The sequence below is a fragment of the Bacteroidales bacterium genome (genome assembly GCA_016707785.1).
Taxonomy (GTDB): domain Bacteria; phylum Bacteroidota; class Bacteroidia; order Bacteroidales; family UBA4417; genus UBA4417.
On the sequence record JADJGZ010000010.1, the window covers coordinates 99,663 to 119,999 of the forward strand.

Consider the following 20,337-nt stretch of genomic DNA (forward strand, 5'->3'; position numbering starts at 1 on the left):
GTTTGCAAAGATGAAAATAATGCGAATTCTCTTAATCTACTTATTTCTTGCTGTTTCGTGTGGATTATCAGCACAGAAACCAATTCCCACAGACTATTTTTCCTCTCCTTTAGGGATTGATCTATCTGTTACCGGCACATTCGGAGAGATCCGTCCTAACCATTTTCATTCAGGAATCGATTTCCAGGTGCAGAGGAAAGAGGGCCTTCCGGTTTATGCTGTAGCAGATGGATGGGTTTCAAGAATAAAAATATCACCGGTCGGGTTTGGTAATGCATTGTATATTGACCATCCAAATGGTTATACCTCTGTATATGGACACCTTTTTGACTATAATGACACGATACGTAAATACGCGCATTTAAAGCAGTACTTACTTAAATCATTTGAGGTTGACTTATTTCCAGCTACTAAAAAGGACTCCATTTTTGTCAGCAAAGGTCAGTTGATCGGATATGCCGGTAATTCAGGGAGTTCCTTTGGTGCTCACCTACATTTTGAATTAAGGAATACAAAAACTGAAAGGGTCATCAATCCCCTGTTATTTGGGCTTAGTTGTAAGGACCTTTATCCACCTTATATTGACCTCATTACCCTTTCACCGGTTAATGAACAAAGCACAATTGAAGGATCATTGTTGTCAACTAAGTTCAATGTGAAAAAAAATGAACCTGGGGAATACCGGCTAGCTGCGGGTGACACTCTGAAGGCCTGGGGTCTTCTTGAACTTGGAATTGAAGCATATGATTTTCTATATAGTAAAACCGACCGGAATGGTTGGTATTCTATGACGGTTTTCATGGATAAAGGAACGTTGTTTTCGATGCAGGTCGATAGCTTTGCCTTCACAGAATCCAGGTATGTAAATGCGAGCATTGATTATTCCAGGAATTATAAAAATGGAAACAGGTTGCTTGAGACAAGAAAGTTACCAGGAAATGAATTGTTGATGCATTCAGTTTCTGAAAAGAATGGTGTACTGATCTTAACCGATTCCCTGGTCCATGAAATGGTGGTTGTTGTTACAGATTTTGAGGGGCATAAAACTGTATTAAGGTGGTGGATTCAAAGCAGCTTGCCGCAGCAGATGGTTCAGGTACCGGAACTTATACAGGCTGACACAATAGTGAAGTTCACTATAAGCAAAACCAATGAATTTATAACTCCTGAAATTAAAGTTCTCCTTCCAAAGGGGAGTTTATATGATCAATGCCAGTTTGAATATCGAAAGTCAGCTGCCAGAAAAGGATATTTTTCTGAACTCCATAGTTTGCATAATCCTGAAATCCCCCTTCATAAGAAAATGAAAATTTCCATTAAGGCCGACAAACTTCCTGTTCGTTTGCGTTCCAAAGCTTTGCTCGCAAGGATTGACAGGGAAGGCGGAAGACATCCTGCAGGAGGGAGTTATGAGAATGGGTATGTAAGTACAGACTCCTATTTCTTTGATTCCTATGCCATAGTAGTGGATAGTATTCCTCCTTCATTAAAAATCATTCATGATAAATCGAAAAGTCGTAATACGTTGAAATTCAGGGTTTCAGATAATTTTTCGGGCATCAGTGATTACAAAGGTGAGATTAATGATGAATGGGCTTTAGTAGAATGGGATCCAAAGAACAAGTTAATGATTTATCGTTTTGATGAAAAGGTTCAAACCGGAAAAAACAACTTCAGGCTGGAAGTATGGGATGAGAAGGGAAACAAGGCATCTGCTTCAACTTCATTCATTGGTAAATAGATTTTTTAGTTTTAAAAAAGAGGTGTTTTACTGTCTTATTTCAAATTTTGCAGATTTTATGACTATTCATAGTAAATTCGTGTTAATTTTACCTTTCCAAAAATGATTTGTTTAACCATAAAATTTCAAGATTATGCCTTTTGAACTTCCAAAACTACCATATGCCCCGGATGCATTGGAGCCATTTATTAGCGCCAAGACGATTGAATTTCATTATGGTAAGCATCATCAAACTTATGTGACCAAACTTAATGGAATGATTCCAGGCACTCAGTTTGAAGAAGCTAAACTTGAAGATATAGTTTGCCAGGCCACCGGCGGTATTTTTAATAATGGAGCTCAGGTCTGGAATCATACATTTTTCTGGGAAAGCTTCTCAGCCAGGAGAGATACTGCACCGCAGGGAGATTTATTAGCCCTCATTGAACGGGACTTTGGTTCTTTTGACGAATTCAAAGCAAAGTTTGCGGATGCAGCCATTAACCTTTTTGGTTCAGGATGGGCTTGGTTTACCATGAAACCTGATAATTCCCTCGCAATTGTTCAAACAGGTAATGCAGGCAATCCAATGCGTGAAGGCCAGGTGCCATTACTTACCTGTGATGTTTGGGAACATGCCTATTACCTCGATTATCAAAACCGCAGGCCGGATTACCTCAATGCATTCTGGAGCCTTGTAGATTGGGACATCGTAGCTTCCCGTCTGCCTTAAAAAATATTTTTTATGCAGGAAGCCGGCTGATCTCGTAGCCGGCTTTTTTTATGTTTTCAATTACCTGGTCACTTATATCTTCATTCGCTTCAATTTCAAGAACCTTGTCAATACTGTTAAGATCAACATTCCAGGATTTAATCTCATTAATATTGCTGAGCCATGGAGTGATTGCGTTAACGCAGCCATTGCATTTCAAGCTTGTCCGGAATTTCAAATTTTCCATTGTTTTTTATGGGTTAATGATGAACATCATTTTTGAGTTTTCAAAGATACTATCAACAACTCTGCAACCTGCAATCCTGCCCTTTTAATTCAATTTCGAGTGTGGCATGTTCAATAGAAAGATTCATTAATTCCTCCCTGACCTTATTTTTAAGCGTTTCTGTATCAGATAAGTTCATTTCAGTGGTTACTTCGATATGTAAGGAAGCTACATGATAGGAACCATCCATGGACCATACATGCAGGTCATGTATCCCGGTTATTTCGGGAATGTTCTTCATTAGCTTCTCTGATATTTCTTTTCCCTGGCTTGAACTTGGGGTTCCCTGGAGCAGGATTCGGAATGTTTTCCTCAAACTGCCAAATAATCTGTACAGTATAAACAGGGTAACTGCCACTGATAAAATGGGATCCAGGATAGGGAGATGGACAAAATGCAATAAGATTGAGACCAGCAGAACGGCGACCCAACCTAACACATCTTCCAGTAAGTGCAGGGATATAACCTGTTCGTTCCGGCTCTGGCCTTTCTTTACCTTGAACATGGCAATTCCATTGACGATGATGCCCATTATTGCCAGTAACAGCATTCCGGTCTCCTCAACTTCCTGTGGCGCAAATATTCTGGGAATCGCTTGCACCAGTATAATGCACGATCCTGATAACAATACCAGTGAGTTTATCAGAGCTCCCAGGACAGAGAAGCGCCTGTAACCAAATGAGTAATTTAAATCACGTTTCTTCCTTGACACCCTTTGAAAATACCAGGCAATTCCAATGGCTATTGTATCTCCGGCATCATGCAAGGCATCTGAAAGTACAGCAATGCTATTAGTCATAATGCCACCAACCACTTCTATAACGGCAAATAGTGCATTGAGCCAAAGCGCTGTCTTCAGATTCTTCTCGGAAGAATGATGATCATGTATATGTTGATGAGACATGAATTCAGGATTTCATTGAGTGGAAAACCGCATATTAGTACTCTGGTGATTATTTAACAAGTGCCATCGTTCTCAATCTCAGGCTATTGGTAACAACTGAGACGGAACTCAGGGCCATGGCGGCTCCTGCAATCATTGGATTTAGCAGGTGACCTGTGAAGGAGTATAATAATCCGGCAGCCAGAGGAATCATAATGAGGTTGTAAATAAATGCCCAGAACAGATTCTGCTGGATAACCCTTAATAGGGCATTAGATAAAGTCAATGATTTCAATACCAGTTCCAGGTCCGATTTCAATAATATAAAAGAAGCACTCTCCAGAGCAATATCGGAACCACTTCCCATGGCTATTCCCAGGTCGGCCTGAGCAAGAGCATAAGCATCATTGATTCCATCACCAACCATTGCAACTATTTTACCCTGAGCTTGCAAATCTTTAACAAGTTGCCCTTTTTGATCAGGCAGAATTTGTGAATATACTTTGTCTATCCCCACTTCAGATGCAATTGCCCTGGCTGTGGAATCAGAGTCGCCACTCACCATTATTGTTTCAATGCCATTTTTTTTGAGAGCTCTGATCATTTCAGGAGCATTTGACCTGATTTCATCTGAAAGGACTATCTCTGCGAGCCATTCTTCACCTTTTGTAAAGTATACTGAGGTTTTCCCATCCTCCTGTGAATTATCTTTCAGTATTAAATTACACTCCTTTTCTATCCATTTTTTATTGCCTGCCCGCCATATTTGATTCTTGATAGTACAACTTACCCCTCTGCCTGCTTCTTCACTAAAACCTGTAATTTCGTCAATGAAGTCTGGACTGAAAGATGCAATGTTACTAATATAGGAGTAAATCGCCACTGCCAAAGGGTGGTTCGATTTTGATTCCAGGGCATATAATGCATTCCATTCCAGTTTTGAAGGAGCAATTTGCCAGATAATATTATTCACCACTGGTTTTCCTTGCGTAAGAGTTCCTGTTTTATCCAAAAGAATCACATTTACTTTTCTGGCTGTTTCGAGGGCTGCAGCATTCCTGATCAGTATTCCCTCTGAAGCACCTCTGCCAATTCCGGCAATGAGTGCTGTAGGTGTGGCCAATCCCAAAGCGCATGGACATGCAATGATGAGAACACTAATTGAAGTAACTACTGCCTGCCCCAGGGTTCCCAATATCATCCAGCTTAGGAAAGTTATCGCTGCAATCAGGAATACACCCGGCACAAATACTTGTGTGATTTTATCAACCAGTTTTTGAATGGGTGGTTTCGAGGATTGTGCCTCATCCACCAGGCGAATTATATTGGAGAGCAAGGTATCATTACCCGATTTTTCAGATATAACAGTGAGTAAGCCATTGCTGTTGATGGTGCCTGAAAAGACCTTTTGTCCTTTTTCTTTAAGCACTGGCATCGCTTCTCCGGTGATACTACTCTCATCTACCAGGGATTCTCCTTCAGAAACCATTCCATCTACAGGGATCCTATCTCCCGGTTTCACAATTACTTTATCACCTGGAAGAATCATTGAATACGGAAGATCAAAAAATTCACCCTCACGTTCGATAGTTACCACTTTCGGTTGGAGTCCGGTGAGTTTATGCATAGCTGAAGAGGCTGTTCTTTTGGCTTTATCCTCAAGAAACCTTCCAATCAGGATGAAAGAAATGATCATCACAGCGGATTCATAATATACCTCTGGTTGGATTTTGTGTGATACCAGGAAAGCCGGGAAAAAAGTGTTGAATACACTAAACAAAAAAGCAACCCCTGTTCCGGTTGCAACCAGGGAATCCATACTGAAAATCCCATGCCTGGCTTGTCTGAACGCGGATGTATAGAAATCGGATCCGGAATAGAGTATAACAGGCAATGAAAGGATTAAAAGAATAATATCCTGATATTGGAAAGTGTGATGGAAAAACATGGAAATAATAAAAACAGGCAAACTGAAAATTAAAGCAATCAATAATTTTCTCTTTAAAATTTCAAATCGCAGTCGCTCTATTTCTTCGAGTTTTTCTGACTTGTTTTCTTCTTCTATCAGTAAGTCGTATCCTATTGATTTTACTTTCTCTTTGATTTCAGGTAAACCAATGGCAGTAGAATTGTATTCCAGTCTGAGAGTTTTATTCCCATAATTGACGGATGCGGATACCACTCCTTCAGTAGACTCCAATAACGATTGTACACTACCTGCGCATGCTGCGCAAGCAAGCCCTAAAACGGGAACTGATATTTTGGTTACATCTGTCACTTTTTATCTTTACTATATAACAGTTTTAAGATCAAAATGATTACATCAATGGATTTACTGACCTTATTGTATTTCTATGTTTCATTTAAAACCGGAAGTTCACTTATTGCTTAAATGTTTTATATAATGTGATGGTGGATACGTTCTTTAAAGTTATTAGTTTCAATCACTCTGAAGAGGGACTTACAACATGAAACGAACAAAAGTCCCCAGGGGAAGTCGTTTTTGAAAAGAATCTATTAAAAATAACTCCCCGATTTCCTTGTCCCTGAAAAGTTTGAAATAAGAGTTTACCAGGTTATCGGCGACAATGGCAGAAAAGCCTATGGAATACATGTTCAGGATGAGGAAACTATTATCTTCTTCCAGCAAATTACTGCAATGCATTACCATTTCGTTGATCTGTTCATCAAGGATCCATTTTTCTCCATCTGCACCTCGTCCATAAGCTGGCGGATCAAGTATGATTCCCTGGTACTTGCTGCCTCTTCTTACCTCCCTTTTTACAAATTTCAGAGCGTCTTCCACTATCCATCGAATGTCGGATAAATTACTGCCTTCCATGTTTTCCCGAGCCCAGGTAATAACGGGCTTCACTGAATCCACATGGTAAACATCAGCCCCTGAAGCACGTGCAGCCAGGGAGGCTCCTCCGGTGTAGGCAAACAGATTCAGGACTTTAGACTGTTGTTTCTGATTGGTTTTCAGGAAATCATAGATGTAATCCCAGTTTTCAGCCTGTTCTGGAAAAACACCAATATGCCGGAATGAAGTTAATCCCAGTCTCATATTAATATCCAGTCCTGCATGAGAGTAACGTATCCACCATTGTTCAGGCATCCCTTTCTTCAGAATCCATTTTCCTTTTTCAGGGTCGTTTTTTTCAATTCTGAATTCAGCATTTGACATTTTATCCCATTCGGTTTCACTTAGCGACTGGTTCCAGATGGCCTGTGGCTCAGGCCTTGCCAGGCAGTACTTGCCAAACCGTTCAAGTTTCCTGAAATTACCTGAGTCAATTAACTCATAGTCTTTCCAATATAATGGAGTTAAAAGTTTCATAAATACAATGGTTGGCGCTTGCGATTATTATACTTGAAAATCTGTGCTTTTTTAATTTTATTTCACTGGAAGGCCTGGTGGCGTCTCAATTGTCAATTTCATAGACATGAAACCGTTAAACTTGAGTAATAAACCAGTATTTCGATGCAAAAGTATTCAATAGTTAGCATATCAGTGTGCTGAACTAAACCAAAATTCCAACCATAAGGTGTTACTGGTTCCGGGAATACAAAAAAGAAGAGCTGTCAATACAGGCAGCTCTTCTTTAAAAATATTAATGATATTTACAGCAGACTCAGATTAGAGCCGGCCATCAACCATGCCCTTTTCTACGACTCCTTTTATGTCGAAGAAAACAGTGTTGGGTTTCTTAAATTTATCGAATGACATTTCCCTGAATTCATTATGAGAAACAGCAAAAACAATGGCATCATAAGGCTGGACATTGTCAAGTGAGGGGATCATATCAACACCATATTCGTGTTTAACTTCATCGGCATTAGCCCAGGGATCAAATACATCTACCTGGCATGCGAAGTCCTGAAGTTCATTGATGACATCAATAACCCTGGAATTGCGAATATCCGGGCAGTTTTCCTTAAACGTAATCCCTAATACCAGGATTCTGCTTCCGGCGATAGTATGCCCTTTCTGGATCATAAGTTTAATTGTCCTGTTGGCAGCATAGATTCCCATATTATCGTTGAGGCGACGTCCGGCCAGGATAATTTCAGGATTATACCCGACTTCCTGTGCTTTATGAGTGAGGTAATAAGGGTCAACTCCTATGCAATGGCCACCAACCAGGCCCGGGGTAAACGGAAGGAAGTTCCATTTAGTGCCTGCAGCCTGCAGGACTTCATGAGTGTCGATTCCAAGTTTATTGAATATCAGTGCCAGTTCATTGACAAAAGCGATATTGATATCTCTTTGAGAGTTTTCAATAACTTTTGCAGCTTCTGCTACTTTAATGCTTGATGCGATATGGGTTCCTGCAATAATGATGGATTTATAAAGGTCATCTACTTTCTTAGCTACTTCTGGTGTAGAACCTGAAGTAACTTTCTTGATTTTTATCAGGGTGTGAACCTTATCTCCCGGGTTGATTCTTTCAGGAGAATAACCGCAATAGAAATCAGTATTAAATTTTAGTCCGCTGAATTTTTCCAGGACAGGGACACATTCTTCTTCTGTTGCACCTGGATAGACTGTGGATTCATAGATTACTATATCATTCTTTTTCAGTACTTTACCAACTGTTTCTGAAGCTTTTATAAGTGGTGTAAGGTCAGGCCTTTTAAACCTGTCGATAGGAGTAGGAACGGTAACAATAAAGTAATTGCATTGACGCAAATCTTCGAGGTTATGGGTATAAACCAGGTGTTTGGCTGATTTCAGGTCATCAGAAGAGGTTTCAAGGGTGTGATCTACACCACTTTCCAATTCCTTTATTCGTTTTACATTAATATCAAATCCAACAACGGGAAGTTTTTTGCCAAATTCAACTGCTAATGGAAGTCCGACATAGCCAAGACCAATGATTGCAATTTTAATATCACTCATATTCTGAATTATTGATTAGATGTTATAATGTATTTAAGTTATCTGCTTATTTATTTCCTTAACATGGAAATGGTAACTAGATTTCTCCTTCTTTTATTTGATTTATTATCCTTTTCTGGAAATTTTGAGGACTTAGATTGAAATTTTCAGGAAACCTGGCAGTTTTATCAGCGTAAAATGCTTCAATCATTTCCATGTCCTTTTCAAAATCTCCGGTTACCATAATAATGGGACCCAAGCCTCCTATTTTTTTCTTATAATCCAGAAATCCCAGAACTATTGGCACATTTGCATGGAGTGCTATTGTGTAAAACCCTTTTTTCCAGTTTCTGTTCAGGCTCCTTGTTCCTTCTGGTGTCACAGTCAGGATTAATTCATTCCTTTCTTTGAAAAGTTCAGTGATCTGAAGAATTATATTCGTGCTTTTTCCCCTGTCCACTGGTATCCCACCTATCTTTCTTACAATAGTGCCCAAAGGGAAAAAGAAAGCTTCCTTTTTGATAAGGTATTTTGATTTAAGTCCAAGAACATTGAACCCAAGCCAGCCAATAAAAAAGTCCCAATTACTGGTATGGGGTGCCATTACAACGATGCATTTTTTTAAGGAGGACGGCATGGAACCGGAAATTTTCCAGCCTGCCATTTTTAGTATTATGTGTGAAATAGAAAAACTCATGATGGGTTGCCTGATAGATTTGATGATTTTAATTCTGAGGGGAAACCTTCCGGAACATAGTTTTCCAAAGAGCAGCAGCAAGCCTGGGCAAAGGATATACCGGTCCCAATAATCTCCATCCAGTCATTTTCTCCCAAAGCCTTTATATTGTGAAGGTTGATCATTTTTTTTAACAAGGAATATAAAATGCCTGCATTTAGATTGTCACCCGCCCCTATAGTTGAAACTGGTGTAATGGGAGGTACTGAATAGCTCCGGGTCGTACCAGGTAAACATAAGGTAATGTCTTTTTTCCCGGCACTAATTATAAGGATCGGGCAGTATTTGCCTATAATCTCATACACTTTCTCTGGCTCAGAATACCCAAAAATATGCAAAAAATCCTCATCAGAGCCTTTAACAATTTGAGAGTATGATATATTTTCCATTACCATATCCCTAATCTTTGAAATTGATTGCAAATGAGATTTCCTGATATTTAAGTCATAATAAATCAAAACTTCTTTTTGCCTGGCTTCTTCCAATACTTTTAGTTTCCATTCTTTTCTGTCGGACCTGATCGCATAACCTGAGCCTAAAATCAAAATATCAGCATTGCTGAACTCAGGAATTGGAAATTCAGTCAATGGAAATGTTGGGTTATGATAGAAACTATAACTTGCATTCTTGTTTTCATCCAGGCTGGCAATAGCAAGAGATGTTCTTCCTGTTGGGTGTTTGATACTCCAGTTGATGCCAATTTTGTTCCTTTCAAGGGCCTTCTCTATAATATTGCCTAATGCATCTTCAAACAATTCTCCAAGGAACTCAACGGATATGCCTGATCTGCTCAATGACACGGCCGCATTAAACATAGAACCTCCAGGTACCGCTTTTACAGGCTGATCATTTTCAAAAACGATATCGATAAGGGATTCCCCTAATGCAAAAATGCGTTTTTTCATAGGATGGACCTTTTATCCATGAGTGTTGTTCAGCATTGATTCCCAGTCTGATGGGGTGGCAGACTTTATATTGTTGCAAAACTCGTCCGGCTAAATTCTTAAATATCTAATTCGAGATTAAGCTGATCGGTAAGAGTTGCCAATTCAGGCGACTTAAGTTTCATCGCATCCAATTTATCCTTATCACTGAGGAATTTCTTGTTTTCAATAATGTGGGTTGATACTATTACCTCCAAAGAAATGAAATCATTCTTTAGCTCCTCCTTTAAAAATGATAACAACAGGTTAAATGAATCATTGACCTCTTTCAACAAAATTGCATTGTCAACAGTCAGAACAATGATGAGATCGTCCTTTAGTTCTGGTTCATGGGCTGTTAAAGCAGTGAATAGCATGGCAGAATCATCATTGATCCTGGCAGCGTACATTGAAAATGCCGAGACAAGTTGTTCTGAAGAAAAAGACTCCTTTTTCCGGAGGGTAATATTTTCTTTTTCAGTTTTTGGAGCTACCTGCGAACCTTGGTTCATGATGCCTTTAATGGAATGCATGGAAGCGGCAGGATATTTTTGTATAGGTTCTTCAGGAAGGGGGACTTTTTCATTTTGTGGTTGAACAGGCTCTTCCACAGAGGTGATTTCAGGTTCAGAAATTGTTTCTGCTTTGACTACCGCAGGCGGGCTGATTGGTTTTTCCTCGATGATTTGAGGAGGGGCTGCAGGTGCAGGGGCCAATTCCCTGGGTGGTGGAGTAGGAGCAACAGTTTGAGAAACAGGAATGGGTATGCTTGCAGGAGGCTGAATGCTTTCGCTGATCATTGCCGGATTGCCTTGCTGACACATCTGGATAAGTGCAATCTCCAGTGTAAGCCGTTTATTATTAGCGGCCCTGTAAGTGAAGTCGCACTTATTGTTTATTTCCAGGGTGTTGATAAGAAACATAACAGGTGCATTCCTTGCTTGTGAGAGATATTTCTCCTTAACAGATTCACTGGCTTCAATGAGTTTAATGGTTGAACCATCCAGGCACATAAGAAGATTGCGGAGATGTTCGCCCAATCCTGTTATAAAATGCTGTCCTTCAAATCCTTTCTGTATGATCTCGTTGAGAATTAACAGGCATTCTTTATAATTCCCGGCAAGCATATAGTCAGTGATCCTGAAATAGTAATCATAATCCAGAACGTTCAGGTTTTCCAGTACCAATTCCTTTGTAATGGAATGGTCCCCTAGATTCACCATTTGGTCGAATATGGAGAGGGCATCCCTGAGGGCGCCATCAGCTTTCTGAGCAATGAGGTGCAATCCTTCCGGATCTGCTGTCACGGCTTCACAACTGGCAACATATGCAAGATGAGAGGCTATATCCTGTATGGTAATTCGCTTAAAATCAAAGATCTGGCATCTGGAAAGGATGGTTGGAATGATTTTATGTTTTTCAGTGGTAGCCAGAATAAATTTAGCGTATGACGGGGGTTCTTCCAATGTTTTAAGGAATGCATTAAAAGCAGCAGATGACAGCATATGGACCTCGTCGATGATATATACCTTGTATTTACCCATTTGAGGCGGTATTCTGACTTGTTCTACCAGGTTTCTGATATCATCAACAGAGTTGTTGGAAGCAGCATCCAGTTCATGTATATTGAAAGAAGAAGATTCATTGAATGTCTTGCAGGACGTACAGGTATTACAGGGTTCTATAGTGGAAGATGGATTTTCACAGTTGATTGTTTTTGCCAGGATACGCGCACAGGTAGTTTTCCCGACACCCCTTGGCCCGCAAAACAGAAAAGCCTGGGCTAACTGGTTGTTCCTGATGGCATTTTTCAAGGTACTCGTAATGGAGAGTTGTCCAACTACCGTATCAAAAGTAACGGGACGATATTTTCTGGCAGAAACAATGAAATTATCCATAATTCAAATCAATAGACTGTTGAAACATGCATGCACAGGCCTTTTTTAATCACAGCATCTGCCTGTTTGTTGGAATTCCAAAAGTAAGACTTTTCCTCGAAATTGTTGAGCAGAGTAACAATGACCAGGAAAGAAATTCAGAAGGAATCAGCACCTCATATTTATTGCTTTTCTGCTTACAGAGAGTAGTTTCCAATAACAGCAGACATTTTACGTTCATGTTCTGACATCTTTTTTTCGTAATTTCGAAAACTTCTATCTTCCCGCGGTAATATTGTAACACTGAAATTATCCCTCCATGTTTCTTATCCTTGCCAAAAAGAAAACAAGCCGGCTTCATTACATTGCGCATTTGCTCCTGGAGGATTTGCTTGGGATTCCCTTTCAGATAACCCAATCAGAATCAGAGTTTCTTTCCTGGCAAGGTCCCCGGATGACTTATGGCATCCTTATAGAGAATGAATTGTATCTTGCTGCAAACGGTTTACTCTTCGAATCGGGGATTTCAGTAAAAAATGTCAATTATTTTGAATATGAAGGTAAACCAGCCATTTTCCCTGTCTATGAACCTTCTTCCATATTTCCGTTTGATATCTTTTCTGCCTCCTTTTACCTTGTTACAAGATATGAAGAGTATCTGCCACATATAAGGGATGAGCACGGCAGATTCCTGGCAAATGGAAGTGATGCTTTTAAATATGGTTTCCTCAGAATACCAGTTGTAAATACCTGGGCGATAATGTTAGGAAAGATATTATCATTACATTTTCCTGGTATTCAAATCAGGCAGCACAAATACCAGTTCATTCCAACGATTGATATAGATGCTGCGTTTGCCTACAAACATAAAGGAATAACCCGTACTCTCGGAGGCTTCCTCAATTCCTTCAGAAGGAAGGATTACCATGAAATGAAGGACCGGATCAAGGTGTTATTGAACCGGCAACAAGATCCTTTTGATACATTTCGCTACCTCTTCGAATTGCAGGAGAAGTACAAACTGCGGATGCTCTATTTTGTGCTGATGGCTGATTACGGGCCCAGGGACAAGAACCTTCCCGTTAACAACCGAAAATTCCTTCAGCTTCTTAAATTGATCTCGGATTATGCTGAGGTAGGTATACATCCATCCTATGCTTCGGCTTCCAATCCTGAACTTACCGGAATCGAGGTAAATCGGCTGTCAAAGGTTTTGCACAGGGAAATACAGATGAGCAGGCAACATTTTCTGCGACTGGAGTTTCCTGTTACCTATCGAAAACTTGTTAACCTTGATATTACGGATGATTTTACTATGGGTTATGCCGAGCAGCCAGGGTTCAGGGCTTCTATCTGCACCCCATTCTTCTTTTATGATCTCGATCTGGATGTAGAGACTCATCTGAAAATACACCCATTTACAGTAATGGATGGAACGCTGCAGGAGTACCTGAGATTAAGCCCGGAACAAGCCATTGAAGTTCTGACATCTCTTATAAATGAAGTTAAAAAAGTGAATGGGGTTTTCATCCCTCTATGGCATAATCAAACGCTGAATGATCATAAAGAATGGAAAGGATGGCTACATGTATTTGAACTAATGGTCCAACTTGCCAGGCCTTAATTAATTGAAGAATTCGTTATCAATGAAACCAGGTTAATGACCTCCCTATGATTCATTTCCTATCACATGACCAGGTAAATTCTGAGAAATGGGACGAATGCATTCAGCATGCAATCAATGGGAATCTCTATGGATATTCCTGGTTTCTAGACCTTGTATGCCCTGAATGGTGCGCTCTTGTTGAAGATGATTATGTTCGGGTCATGCCATTGCCTGCCTGGAAGAAATTTGGAATAACTTACCTTTTACAACCCTACTTTACTCAGCAACTCGGACTGTATTCCCAACAAGCTCTAAACCAGGAAGTTCTTGATAAGTTTATCCGGAGTATTCCCCGGCGATTCCTTTATATGGATTTTAATCTCAATAAGTTCAATACTATTAACCAGTTCTCTTTAGACTGCTCTCTCCAGGTCAATTATGAATTAGACCTTATACACCCATATGAGAAACTGAAAAGTCAGTACAGTGAAAACTTAAGCAGGAATCTGAAAAAGGCTGAAAAGCATGATCTGACTCTTGTCAGAAGTCTGAAGCCTGAGGTAATCATTGATCTTTTCAGACTAAATAAGGGCTCATCAATAAAGGCACTTAAAGAAGATCAGTATCAATTGCTTTCCAGGTTGATTTATGCTATGATCAGCCGGGGTATCTGCCAGGTTTGGGGTGCCATTGATGAGAATAACCAGGTTGTGGCAGGAATCATCTGGGCATACAGTCATCAGAAAGCTGTTTTTTTGTTTTCTGCTTTGTCAGATTTGGGCAAGGAAAAAGGCGTAATGCCATGGATGATAGATACTTTCATTCACGAAAAAGCAGGAAATTCTATTACCCTCGATTTTGAAGGATCCAATGATGAAAACCTGGCCAGGTTCTATGCATCATTTGGTTCTGAAAAGACTTTCTACCCTCGTTTGAAGATGAATAATCTGCCAGTGATACTTAGACCCCTCTTATCTGTGTACAGGAAATTTAGGGAAATCTGAAAAAATAAATTAAAAAAGTTGGGTCAGGGATCACATGATTTTCGATACATTTGCGGTAATACCTTATTACAGAATACTCACCCCATTGACTTAAAATCCATACCATGGTTATCAATCTGGGCACACAAAATTCATTGGTTAATCAGTTTATTGCTGAGTTGCGCGATGCTGGTATTCAAACTGATAGTATGCGGTTTCGTAAGAATATGGAAAGGTTGGGGGAGGTCTTCGCTTATGAGATCAGTAAACGACTGGAATTTGAATCCAGAGAGATTACTACATCCCTTGGAACTGCCAATGTTCCTGTTTTAAAATATCCACCCATTCTTGGGACCATTCTTCGGGCCGGGTTGCCATTACATCAGGGTTTACTGAATTTCTTTGACCATTCTGACAATGCTTTTGTGTCGGCATACCGCGAACACAGGAAAGATGATGAGTTTGCTGTGAGGATTGAATATACTTCATGCCCGGATCTCGAGGGCAAGGTGCTCATCCTGAGTGATCCTATGCTTGCAACAGGGCATTCAATGCTCTCATCTTACAAAGAATTGGTACAGCAAGGCAAGCCTGTGCATACACACCTTGTTGCTGTATTAGCCAGTCTCCAGGGAATAGCGTATCTGAAACGTTATATGGGGAGCCAGGATGTTACTATCTGGGTCGGTGCCATTGATGATGAATTAACTGCCCAGGGATACATTGTACCTGGCCTGGGTGATGCCGGCGATCTCGCTTTTGGAAAAAAGGCCTGATAAGCAAAAAATCAAACTGAACATATCATTACTATTTGGCGTTGAAGTAATAAATGATTAGTTGCAACGTTAATTAATTGTTTCTTACTCCTCAATGCATGTCTGCTCTTCTCAAGCTTTTAATAGTCTTTGCCCTTAGCAGTGTCAAATTCCTGCTGGCTCCACCTCTTTCTTTCGGAATGGGGCTGAATTTTGTTCAAACCCTGGCATCTACATCAGCCGGTGGAATTATGGGTGTATTCTTGTTTTTTTATCTGAGCAGAAGCATTATTCGGTTATACGATACCTATTGCAGGAAGTATGTTCACGAGGTAACCCACTCCCTGGCAGCAAGATTAAATGTTTTGCATCTTGCAGAAAGACATTTTCCATTACACAGGAAGAGAAAAAAGGTATTTACTTTTACAAACAGATTAATTGTCAGAATCAGAAGGAAGTATGGTTTCATTGGTATTATCATCTTAACACCTGTACTTCTTTCCATCCCGGTTGGCACATTCCTGGTAGCAAGGTTTTACCCCAAAAAGCAGTATATTGTGCTTTACCTGTCAGCATCTGTTGTGTTTTGGTCTCTTCTAATGTCGTCGGCTATTGCCATATTCTAGTAAACTCTTGCCAACTGTTCAGTCAGGATTTTCTGAATTTGTTAAAATTTCAATAATTTTTCAGATAATTTGGGTTTGATCATACCAGACGCTTTTTTTTGAGGTATTTTTGTTTCAGGTGGAAAATGATTCCAATAGAATCATAGGTAATTATCAAACTTTAGTTTCTGGGAAATGGCATTGGTTAAAAATGGAATCGCAAAAGAAAATCTGAAGATTTCACTTCATTCGATTCGCAGTCATAAACTCCGCACTATTCTTACGGTCCTGATCATTTCATTCGGTATCATGTCATTGGTTGGAATTCTTACTTCCATAGATGCCATACGGTATTACCTGAATGAGAATTTCCAAATGATGGGTGCAAATACATTTACTATTCGTAACCGGGCTATGAGGATTCATATGGGTAACAGGAGTAGCCGGCCTACCAATTTTCGTGAAATCACCTATGATGAAGCTGTCAGGTTTAAATCGGAATACAGCTTTCCTGCCAGTACCTCTATTTTTATGTATGCTACAAATACAGCTACAGTGAAAAGCGGTAATAAGAAAACACATCCCAATGTACCAGTTATTGGAACAGATGAAGGATATCTTGCTACTTCAGGTTTCGACCTGGGAAGTGGGCGTAATTTTACACCCAATGAGGTTTTTTACGGGAGTTCAGTGGCAATAGTTGGATCTGCAGTCATACAAAAAGTATTCAAAAATAAAGAGGACCCTGTTGGGAAGGATGTCATGATAGGAAATGGCAAGTACCGTATTATCGGAATATTACAGGAGAAAGGATCAAGCCTGGGATTTAACCCGGATAACATTTGCCTGTTACCCATCAATAATGTAAGGGAAAGGTTTCCCCGGCCCAGGGCAAGTTATTCCATCAATATTAATGTTGATAATGGGGAAGCTCTTGATCCCGCTATTGGAGAAGCTACCGGTTTGCTAAGGGTGATTCGTGATGTGGGTGTCGGTGAAGAAGATAGTTTCGATATCAGTAAGAGTGATAATCTTTCAGCCATGCTGTTTGACAGCCTCAAATACCTTAGGATGGCTGCCACAATAATCGGACTGATTACTCTTATTGGCGCTGCTATCGGGTTAATGAACATTATGCTTGTCTCAGTTACTGAGCGTACCAGGGAAATCGGGATCAGGAAAGCTATTGGGGCTACCCGGAAAACAATCAGGAATCAGTTTCTTGCTGAAGCCATTGTTATTGCCCAGATTGGTGGTCTGCTGGGTATTATCCTCGGGATCGCCATTGGTAACGGGCTTTCACTGGCTATTGGCAGCAGTTTCATCATCCCATGGGCCTGGATAGGACTTGGGGTAGGATTGTGTTTTATTGTTGCCCTGGTTTCCGGGATTGTGCCTGCGTCCAAGGCTGCTAATCTCGATCCTATTGAATCACTTCGTTACGAATAATCCTCCCGTTTTTATTTTCTTGAATTGAAGCTGCCTACAGCAATTAGCTGGTCATAAACTGTGCCCCGCTCATGATGATAGACAAGGATAGTGTAATTATTCTCTGTTTCATGATGGCTGCCTTCAATAAAGGATATATCCCCGGAAACTGAGTTGTTTTCAAGAAAAACATAATTGTAGTTATAGTAGCCTTGCTTCAGATACAGTGATGCTTCATAACCATGCCGCTGGAAATTGTAAGTCATCCTGTTATCTGTCCCGTATTGCCAGCCATTAAATGCCCCACCCACATACATATTGCCATGTATAAGTGGTGCAGAATAGGCAAGGAAAAAATCAACATAAGCATATTCTCCCATGGTTGCAATACTGGATTCATCTTCAGTTTTTAATAAAAACCTGCCATTGATATCTTCATCCCCGATATAAACCTTAAAAATTCTACGCTCCGTTTCCCATAAACTAACATGGTACTCAGAGTTTTCAAAATGGATCTCTTTAACTTTATCTGAAAGATATTTCAGGCTTTTCAGGTCGAAATGCCTGAATTCATTGCCTGCTACAAACTGATTTGTTCCATTATCAAAGGAGTAATCCAGTATATCACCTTTAACCATAAAAGGTTTCAGGGTTGTTAATGCATTATCCCATCGGTTATTCTGAAGGATACAAACCTTCAGGTCCTGATAGGGAGCATCAATTCTGTAAGCATCGGTATAGATAGAAAAATCAATTTCCTGGTGAGTGTCTGTTTCGTCAATGGTTGAGGCTCTCTTAACTGTCGCCTCCAGCGAGACCTTCGGTTCAAAAACCATGAATCTTCTTGTAAAGATGTATTGTTCACTTCCATCATCAGCATGTTTGAAAACCCTGATTATGTAGTTACCTGATAGTTTGACCGACATTTTTGTATTTGGAAATACCAGGCTGTAATGTGTATAGGATTCCCTGGTATTAAAGGAAAACTCATATTGCTCGATGCGATCCTCCATCATTCCATCAATGTATTCATTACTCCAGATTTCGGTCGGATTCCATGCTGCATCACAATGAGTAAAGGAATAATAGTATTCTTCAATGTTTCCTTCAATATCATCAAATTCAAGTTCCAAAGTTTCACCAGAATTCAGCTGTATAATGGGATCTGAAAGTAAGAAGCCCGATTTATATAATAAAATAGAATGTATGGATGGACTGTAAACAAAGTCAGAATAGCGTAACTGCTGATCATTGAAATAATCGACTGAATCAGGGTTCGCAGAAACGGTATCCGGGCACATGAAGATTCCGGCAATATAAATTAAAGCTATTAAATGGGCATATCTCAGCCGGTTGATTACTTTTGATGACATAGACAGAAATCATGGTTGATTTAATACAAAGGTAGAGCATTCCTGCCATTGTTTTGGAAACCATTAACTGACTAAATATTGGCTACAAAAAATATTTTATATTGATAGTATACATATATTTATTTCTATCTATATTTGGCGCGCTTTTGAAGAGCAATATTTCTCTTATTCCGAAGAAAAAATGGCTGATACCATAAAGATTAAAAAGGGCCTCAATATCAATTTATTAGGAGAGGCTAAAAAGTCAGTTTCCTTATATCATGCAAAGGAATTCGCGATAAAACCTACTGATTTTATTGGTGTTTTCCCCAGGCTCCTGGTCAAGGAAGGCGATGCTGTTAAGGCTGGTTCCCCTATATTTCATGATAAATTTAAGGAGAAAGTCGTATTTGTTTCCCCGGTCAGTGGAACCGTTAAGCAAATTAAGCGTGGTGACAAGAGGGTTCTTGAGGAGATTATTATCTCGTCTGATGACAACAATGACTCAATAGAGTTCGGCAAGCATGACCCCAATTCCATGGATCGGGCCTCTATTATAGAATTCCTGATTCAAGCCGGCATTTGGCCAATGATTCGTCAACGTCCGTATTCTGTTATCGCCAATCCTGACGATAGTCCGAAAGCTATATTTATTTCAGCGTTTGATTCTTCTCCTTTAGCACCGGATCTTTCGATGATTATAAAAGAAGAACTGAATACTTTCAAGACAGGTCTGGATGTACTGGCAAAACTGACTTCGGGTAAAGTCCACCTGGGTTTACCTGAAGGCCGTTCAGAACTTGCCGGTATAAAAGGAGTAGAGACAACATTTTACGCTGGCCCTCATCCTGCTGGAAACGTAGGCATTCATATTCATAAGCTGAATCCTATTAATAAAGGCGAAGTTGTCTGGACTGTGAATGCACAGGATGTAGTTATCATCGGTCGTCTTTTCAATGAAGGCAGGTATGATAGTTCTGTTGTTATTGCCCTGACAGGGTCAGAAATCAAAAATCCACAGTACTTCAAAACCTTTAAAGGAGCTTCTATCAAGGATTTAATGAAAGACAATCTGAAAAGTCAGAATGTCCGTTTCATTAGTGGGAACGTGCTTACCGGTGACAAAGTACGACAGGACTGTTACATAGGATTCTATCATCAGCAAATTACAGTCATTCCTGAAGGAAATTATCATGAATTCTTTGGTTGGGCCACCCCTGGTTTTAACAAATTTAGCTTTTCAAAGGCTTTCTTCTCCTATCTCAGTCCCAGGAAAAAATTCATGCTCGATACAAATCTTCATGGCGGAGAAAGGGCTTTGGTAATGACAGGTCAATACGAGCAGGTGCTTCCTATGGATGTTCTTCCGATGCAATTGATTAAATCATGCATGATTGAAGACATTGAACTGATGGAGAAACTTGGTATCTATGAAGTTGATGAAGAAGACTTTGCATTGATTGAATTTATTGACACCTCCAAAACCAATATCCAGAAGATTATCCGCAATGGATTGGACCTTGTGCGAAAGGAAATGAGTTAGCCTCTGGCTTTTAAAAGATTCTTATCAAACGCTCTATTCAACCAAA

The 20,337-nt window shown here is 39.9% G+C and carries 18 protein-coding genes; 8 read left to right on the top strand and 10 right to left on the bottom strand.

What is annotated here, in order from left to right; translation table 11 throughout:
* Nucleotides 1–19: 19 nt before the first annotated feature.
* Together IPH84_07220 and IPH84_07225 are read left to right on the top strand one after the other, a co-directional pair.
* Entirely contained in the window at nt 20–1,741 is a 1,722-nt protein-coding gene (locus IPH84_07220) for a M23 family metallopeptidase (GenBank protein MBK7173012.1), read from the top strand.
* Nucleotides 1,742–1,874: 133 nt separating this feature from the next.
* The gene (locus IPH84_07225; protein MBK7173013.1) at nt 1,875–2,453 is read left to right on the top strand and encodes a superoxide dismutase; all 579 of its coding nucleotides are present in this window, start codon (nt 1,875–1,877) and stop codon (nt 2,451–2,453) included.
* Between the two features lie 10 nt (nt 2,454–2,463).
* Here IPH84_07225 and IPH84_07230 read toward each other — a convergent pair whose 3' ends face one another.
* From IPH84_07230 to IPH84_07270, 9 genes are all read right to left on the bottom strand, one after another.
* Nucleotides 2,464–2,679, bottom strand: a complete 216-nt coding sequence (locus IPH84_07230) for a heavy-metal-associated domain-containing protein (protein MBK7173014.1) — start codon at nt 2,677–2,679, stop codon at nt 2,464–2,466.
* 52 nt (nt 2,680–2,731) lie between these two features.
* Nucleotides 2,732–3,622 (bottom strand): cation transporter, encoded by an 891-nt coding sequence (locus IPH84_07235; GenBank protein ID MBK7173015.1) that lies wholly within the window; start codon nt 3,620–3,622, stop codon nt 2,732–2,734.
* Nucleotides 3,623–3,671: 49 nt separating this feature from the next.
* Entirely contained in the window at nt 3,672–5,879 is a 2,208-nt protein-coding gene (locus IPH84_07240; GenBank protein MBK7173016.1) for a copper-translocating P-type ATPase, read from the bottom strand.
* A gap of 183 nt (nt 5,880–6,062) precedes the next feature.
* On the bottom strand, nt 6,063–6,941 hold the full coding sequence (locus IPH84_07245; GenBank protein MBK7173017.1) for a class I SAM-dependent methyltransferase: 879 nt from the start codon (nt 6,939–6,941) through the stop codon (nt 6,063–6,065).
* A 300-nt stretch (nt 6,942–7,241) separates the two neighbouring features.
* Nucleotides 7,242–8,513: a Vi polysaccharide biosynthesis UDP-N-acetylglucosamine C-6 dehydrogenase TviB gene (tviB, locus tag IPH84_07250; GenBank protein ID MBK7173018.1), complete on the bottom strand. Its 1,272-nt coding sequence runs from the start codon at nt 8,511–8,513 to the stop codon at nt 7,242–7,244.
* Between the two features lie 67 nt (nt 8,514–8,580).
* Entirely contained in the window at nt 8,581–9,180 is a 600-nt protein-coding gene (locus IPH84_07255) for a 1-acyl-sn-glycerol-3-phosphate acyltransferase (GenBank protein MBK7173019.1), read from the bottom strand.
* The gene (locus IPH84_07260; protein MBK7173020.1) at nt 9,177–10,124 is read right to left on the bottom strand and encodes a hypothetical protein; all 948 of its coding nucleotides are present in this window, start codon (nt 10,122–10,124) and stop codon (nt 9,177–9,179) included. The genes IPH84_07255 and IPH84_07260 overlap by 4 nt, the downstream gene beginning before the upstream one ends.
* A gap of 98 nt (nt 10,125–10,222) precedes the next feature.
* A complete protein-coding gene (locus tag IPH84_07265) occupies nt 10,223–12,040 on the bottom strand; it encodes a DNA polymerase III subunit gamma/tau (protein ID MBK7173021.1) in 1,818 nt (605 codons plus the stop codon).
* 49 nt (nt 12,041–12,089) lie between these two features.
* The gene (locus tag IPH84_07270) at nt 12,090–12,260 is read right to left on the bottom strand and encodes a hypothetical protein (protein MBK7173022.1); all 171 of its coding nucleotides are present in this window, start codon (nt 12,258–12,260) and stop codon (nt 12,090–12,092) included.
* Between the two features lie 78 nt (nt 12,261–12,338).
* On the opposite strand from IPH84_07270, the gene IPH84_07275 reads away from it, so the two are divergent.
* The 5 genes from IPH84_07275 (at nt 12,339) to IPH84_07295 (ending at nt 17,417) form a co-directional block, all read left to right on the top strand.
* The gene (locus IPH84_07275; protein MBK7173023.1) at nt 12,339–13,643 is read left to right on the top strand and encodes a polysaccharide deacetylase family protein; all 1,305 of its coding nucleotides are present in this window, start codon (nt 12,339–12,341) and stop codon (nt 13,641–13,643) included.
* A 47-nt stretch (nt 13,644–13,690) separates the two neighbouring features.
* Nucleotides 13,691–14,629 carry a hypothetical protein gene (locus IPH84_07280; protein ID MBK7173024.1) on the top strand — a complete coding sequence of 313 codons (939 nt, stop codon included), beginning with the start codon at nt 13,691–13,693 and terminating at the stop codon, nt 14,627–14,629.
* Between the two features lie 104 nt (nt 14,630–14,733).
* Nucleotides 14,734–15,384 carry a uracil phosphoribosyltransferase gene (gene upp / locus IPH84_07285; GenBank protein ID MBK7173025.1) on the top strand — a complete coding sequence of 217 codons (651 nt, stop codon included), beginning with the start codon at nt 14,734–14,736 and terminating at the stop codon, nt 15,382–15,384.
* 98 nt (nt 15,385–15,482) lie between these two features.
* The gene (locus IPH84_07290; protein ID MBK7173026.1) at nt 15,483–15,989 is read left to right on the top strand and encodes a hypothetical protein; all 507 of its coding nucleotides are present in this window, start codon (nt 15,483–15,485) and stop codon (nt 15,987–15,989) included.
* A 174-nt stretch (nt 15,990–16,163) separates the two neighbouring features.
* A complete protein-coding gene (locus IPH84_07295; protein ID MBK7173027.1) occupies nt 16,164–17,417 on the top strand; it encodes an ABC transporter permease in 1,254 nt (417 codons plus the stop codon).
* 11 nt (nt 17,418–17,428) lie between these two features.
* Here the strand turns inward: IPH84_07295 and IPH84_07300 are convergent, their stop codons facing one another.
* On the bottom strand, nt 17,429–18,769 hold the full coding sequence (locus tag IPH84_07300; GenBank protein ID MBK7173028.1) for a DUF5103 domain-containing protein: 1,341 nt from the start codon (nt 18,767–18,769) through the stop codon (nt 17,429–17,431).
* Nucleotides 18,770–18,950: 181 nt separating this feature from the next.
* Between IPH84_07300 and IPH84_07305 the strand changes: the two genes are divergently transcribed.
* The gene (locus tag IPH84_07305) at nt 18,951–20,291 is read left to right on the top strand and encodes a Na(+)-translocating NADH-quinone reductase subunit A (protein MBK7173029.1); all 1,341 of its coding nucleotides are present in this window, start codon (nt 18,951–18,953) and stop codon (nt 20,289–20,291) included.
* Nucleotides 20,292–20,337 lie beyond the last annotated feature (46 nt).

Coding starts and splice junctions, on each gene's coding strand:
- IPH84_07220 (MBK7173012.1), top strand. CDS start 20: ATGCGAATTCTCTTAATCTACTTATTTCTTGCTGTTTCGTGTGGATTA.
- IPH84_07225 (MBK7173013.1), top strand. CDS start 1,875: ATGCCTTTTGAACTTCCAAAACTACCATATGCCCCGGATGCATTGGAG.
- IPH84_07230 (MBK7173014.1), bottom strand. CDS start 2,679: ATGGAAAATTTGAAATTCCGGACAAGCTTGAAATGCAATGGCTGCGTT.
- IPH84_07235 (MBK7173015.1), bottom strand. CDS start 3,622: ATGTCTCATCAACATATACATGATCATCATTCTTCCGAGAAGAATCTG.
- IPH84_07245 (MBK7173017.1), bottom strand. CDS start 6,941: ATGAAACTTTTAACTCCATTATATTGGAAAGACTATGAGTTAATTGAC.
- IPH84_07255 (MBK7173019.1), bottom strand. CDS start 9,180: ATGAGTTTTTCTATTTCACACATAATACTAAAAATGGCAGGCTGGAAA.
- IPH84_07260 (MBK7173020.1), bottom strand. CDS start 10,124: ATGAAAAAACGCATTTTTGCATTAGGGGAATCCCTTATCGATATCGTT.
- IPH84_07265 (MBK7173021.1), bottom strand. CDS start 12,040: ATGGATAATTTCATTGTTTCTGCCAGAAAATATCGTCCCGTTACTTTT.
- IPH84_07270 (MBK7173022.1), bottom strand. CDS start 12,260: ATGAACGTAAAATGTCTGCTGTTATTGGAAACTACTCTCTGTAAGCAG.
- IPH84_07275 (MBK7173023.1), top strand. CDS start 12,339: ATGTTTCTTATCCTTGCCAAAAAGAAAACAAGCCGGCTTCATTACATT.
- IPH84_07280 (MBK7173024.1), top strand. CDS start 13,691: ATGATTCATTTCCTATCACATGACCAGGTAAATTCTGAGAAATGGGAC.
- upp (MBK7173025.1), top strand. CDS start 14,734: ATGGTTATCAATCTGGGCACACAAAATTCATTGGTTAATCAGTTTATT.
- IPH84_07290 (MBK7173026.1), top strand. CDS start 15,483: ATGTCTGCTCTTCTCAAGCTTTTAATAGTCTTTGCCCTTAGCAGTGTC.
- IPH84_07295 (MBK7173027.1), top strand. CDS start 16,164: ATGGCATTGGTTAAAAATGGAATCGCAAAAGAAAATCTGAAGATTTCA.
- IPH84_07300 (MBK7173028.1), bottom strand. CDS start 18,769: ATGTCATCAAAAGTAATCAACCGGCTGAGATATGCCCATTTAATAGCT.
- IPH84_07305 (MBK7173029.1), top strand. CDS start 18,951: ATGGCTGATACCATAAAGATTAAAAAGGGCCTCAATATCAATTTATTA.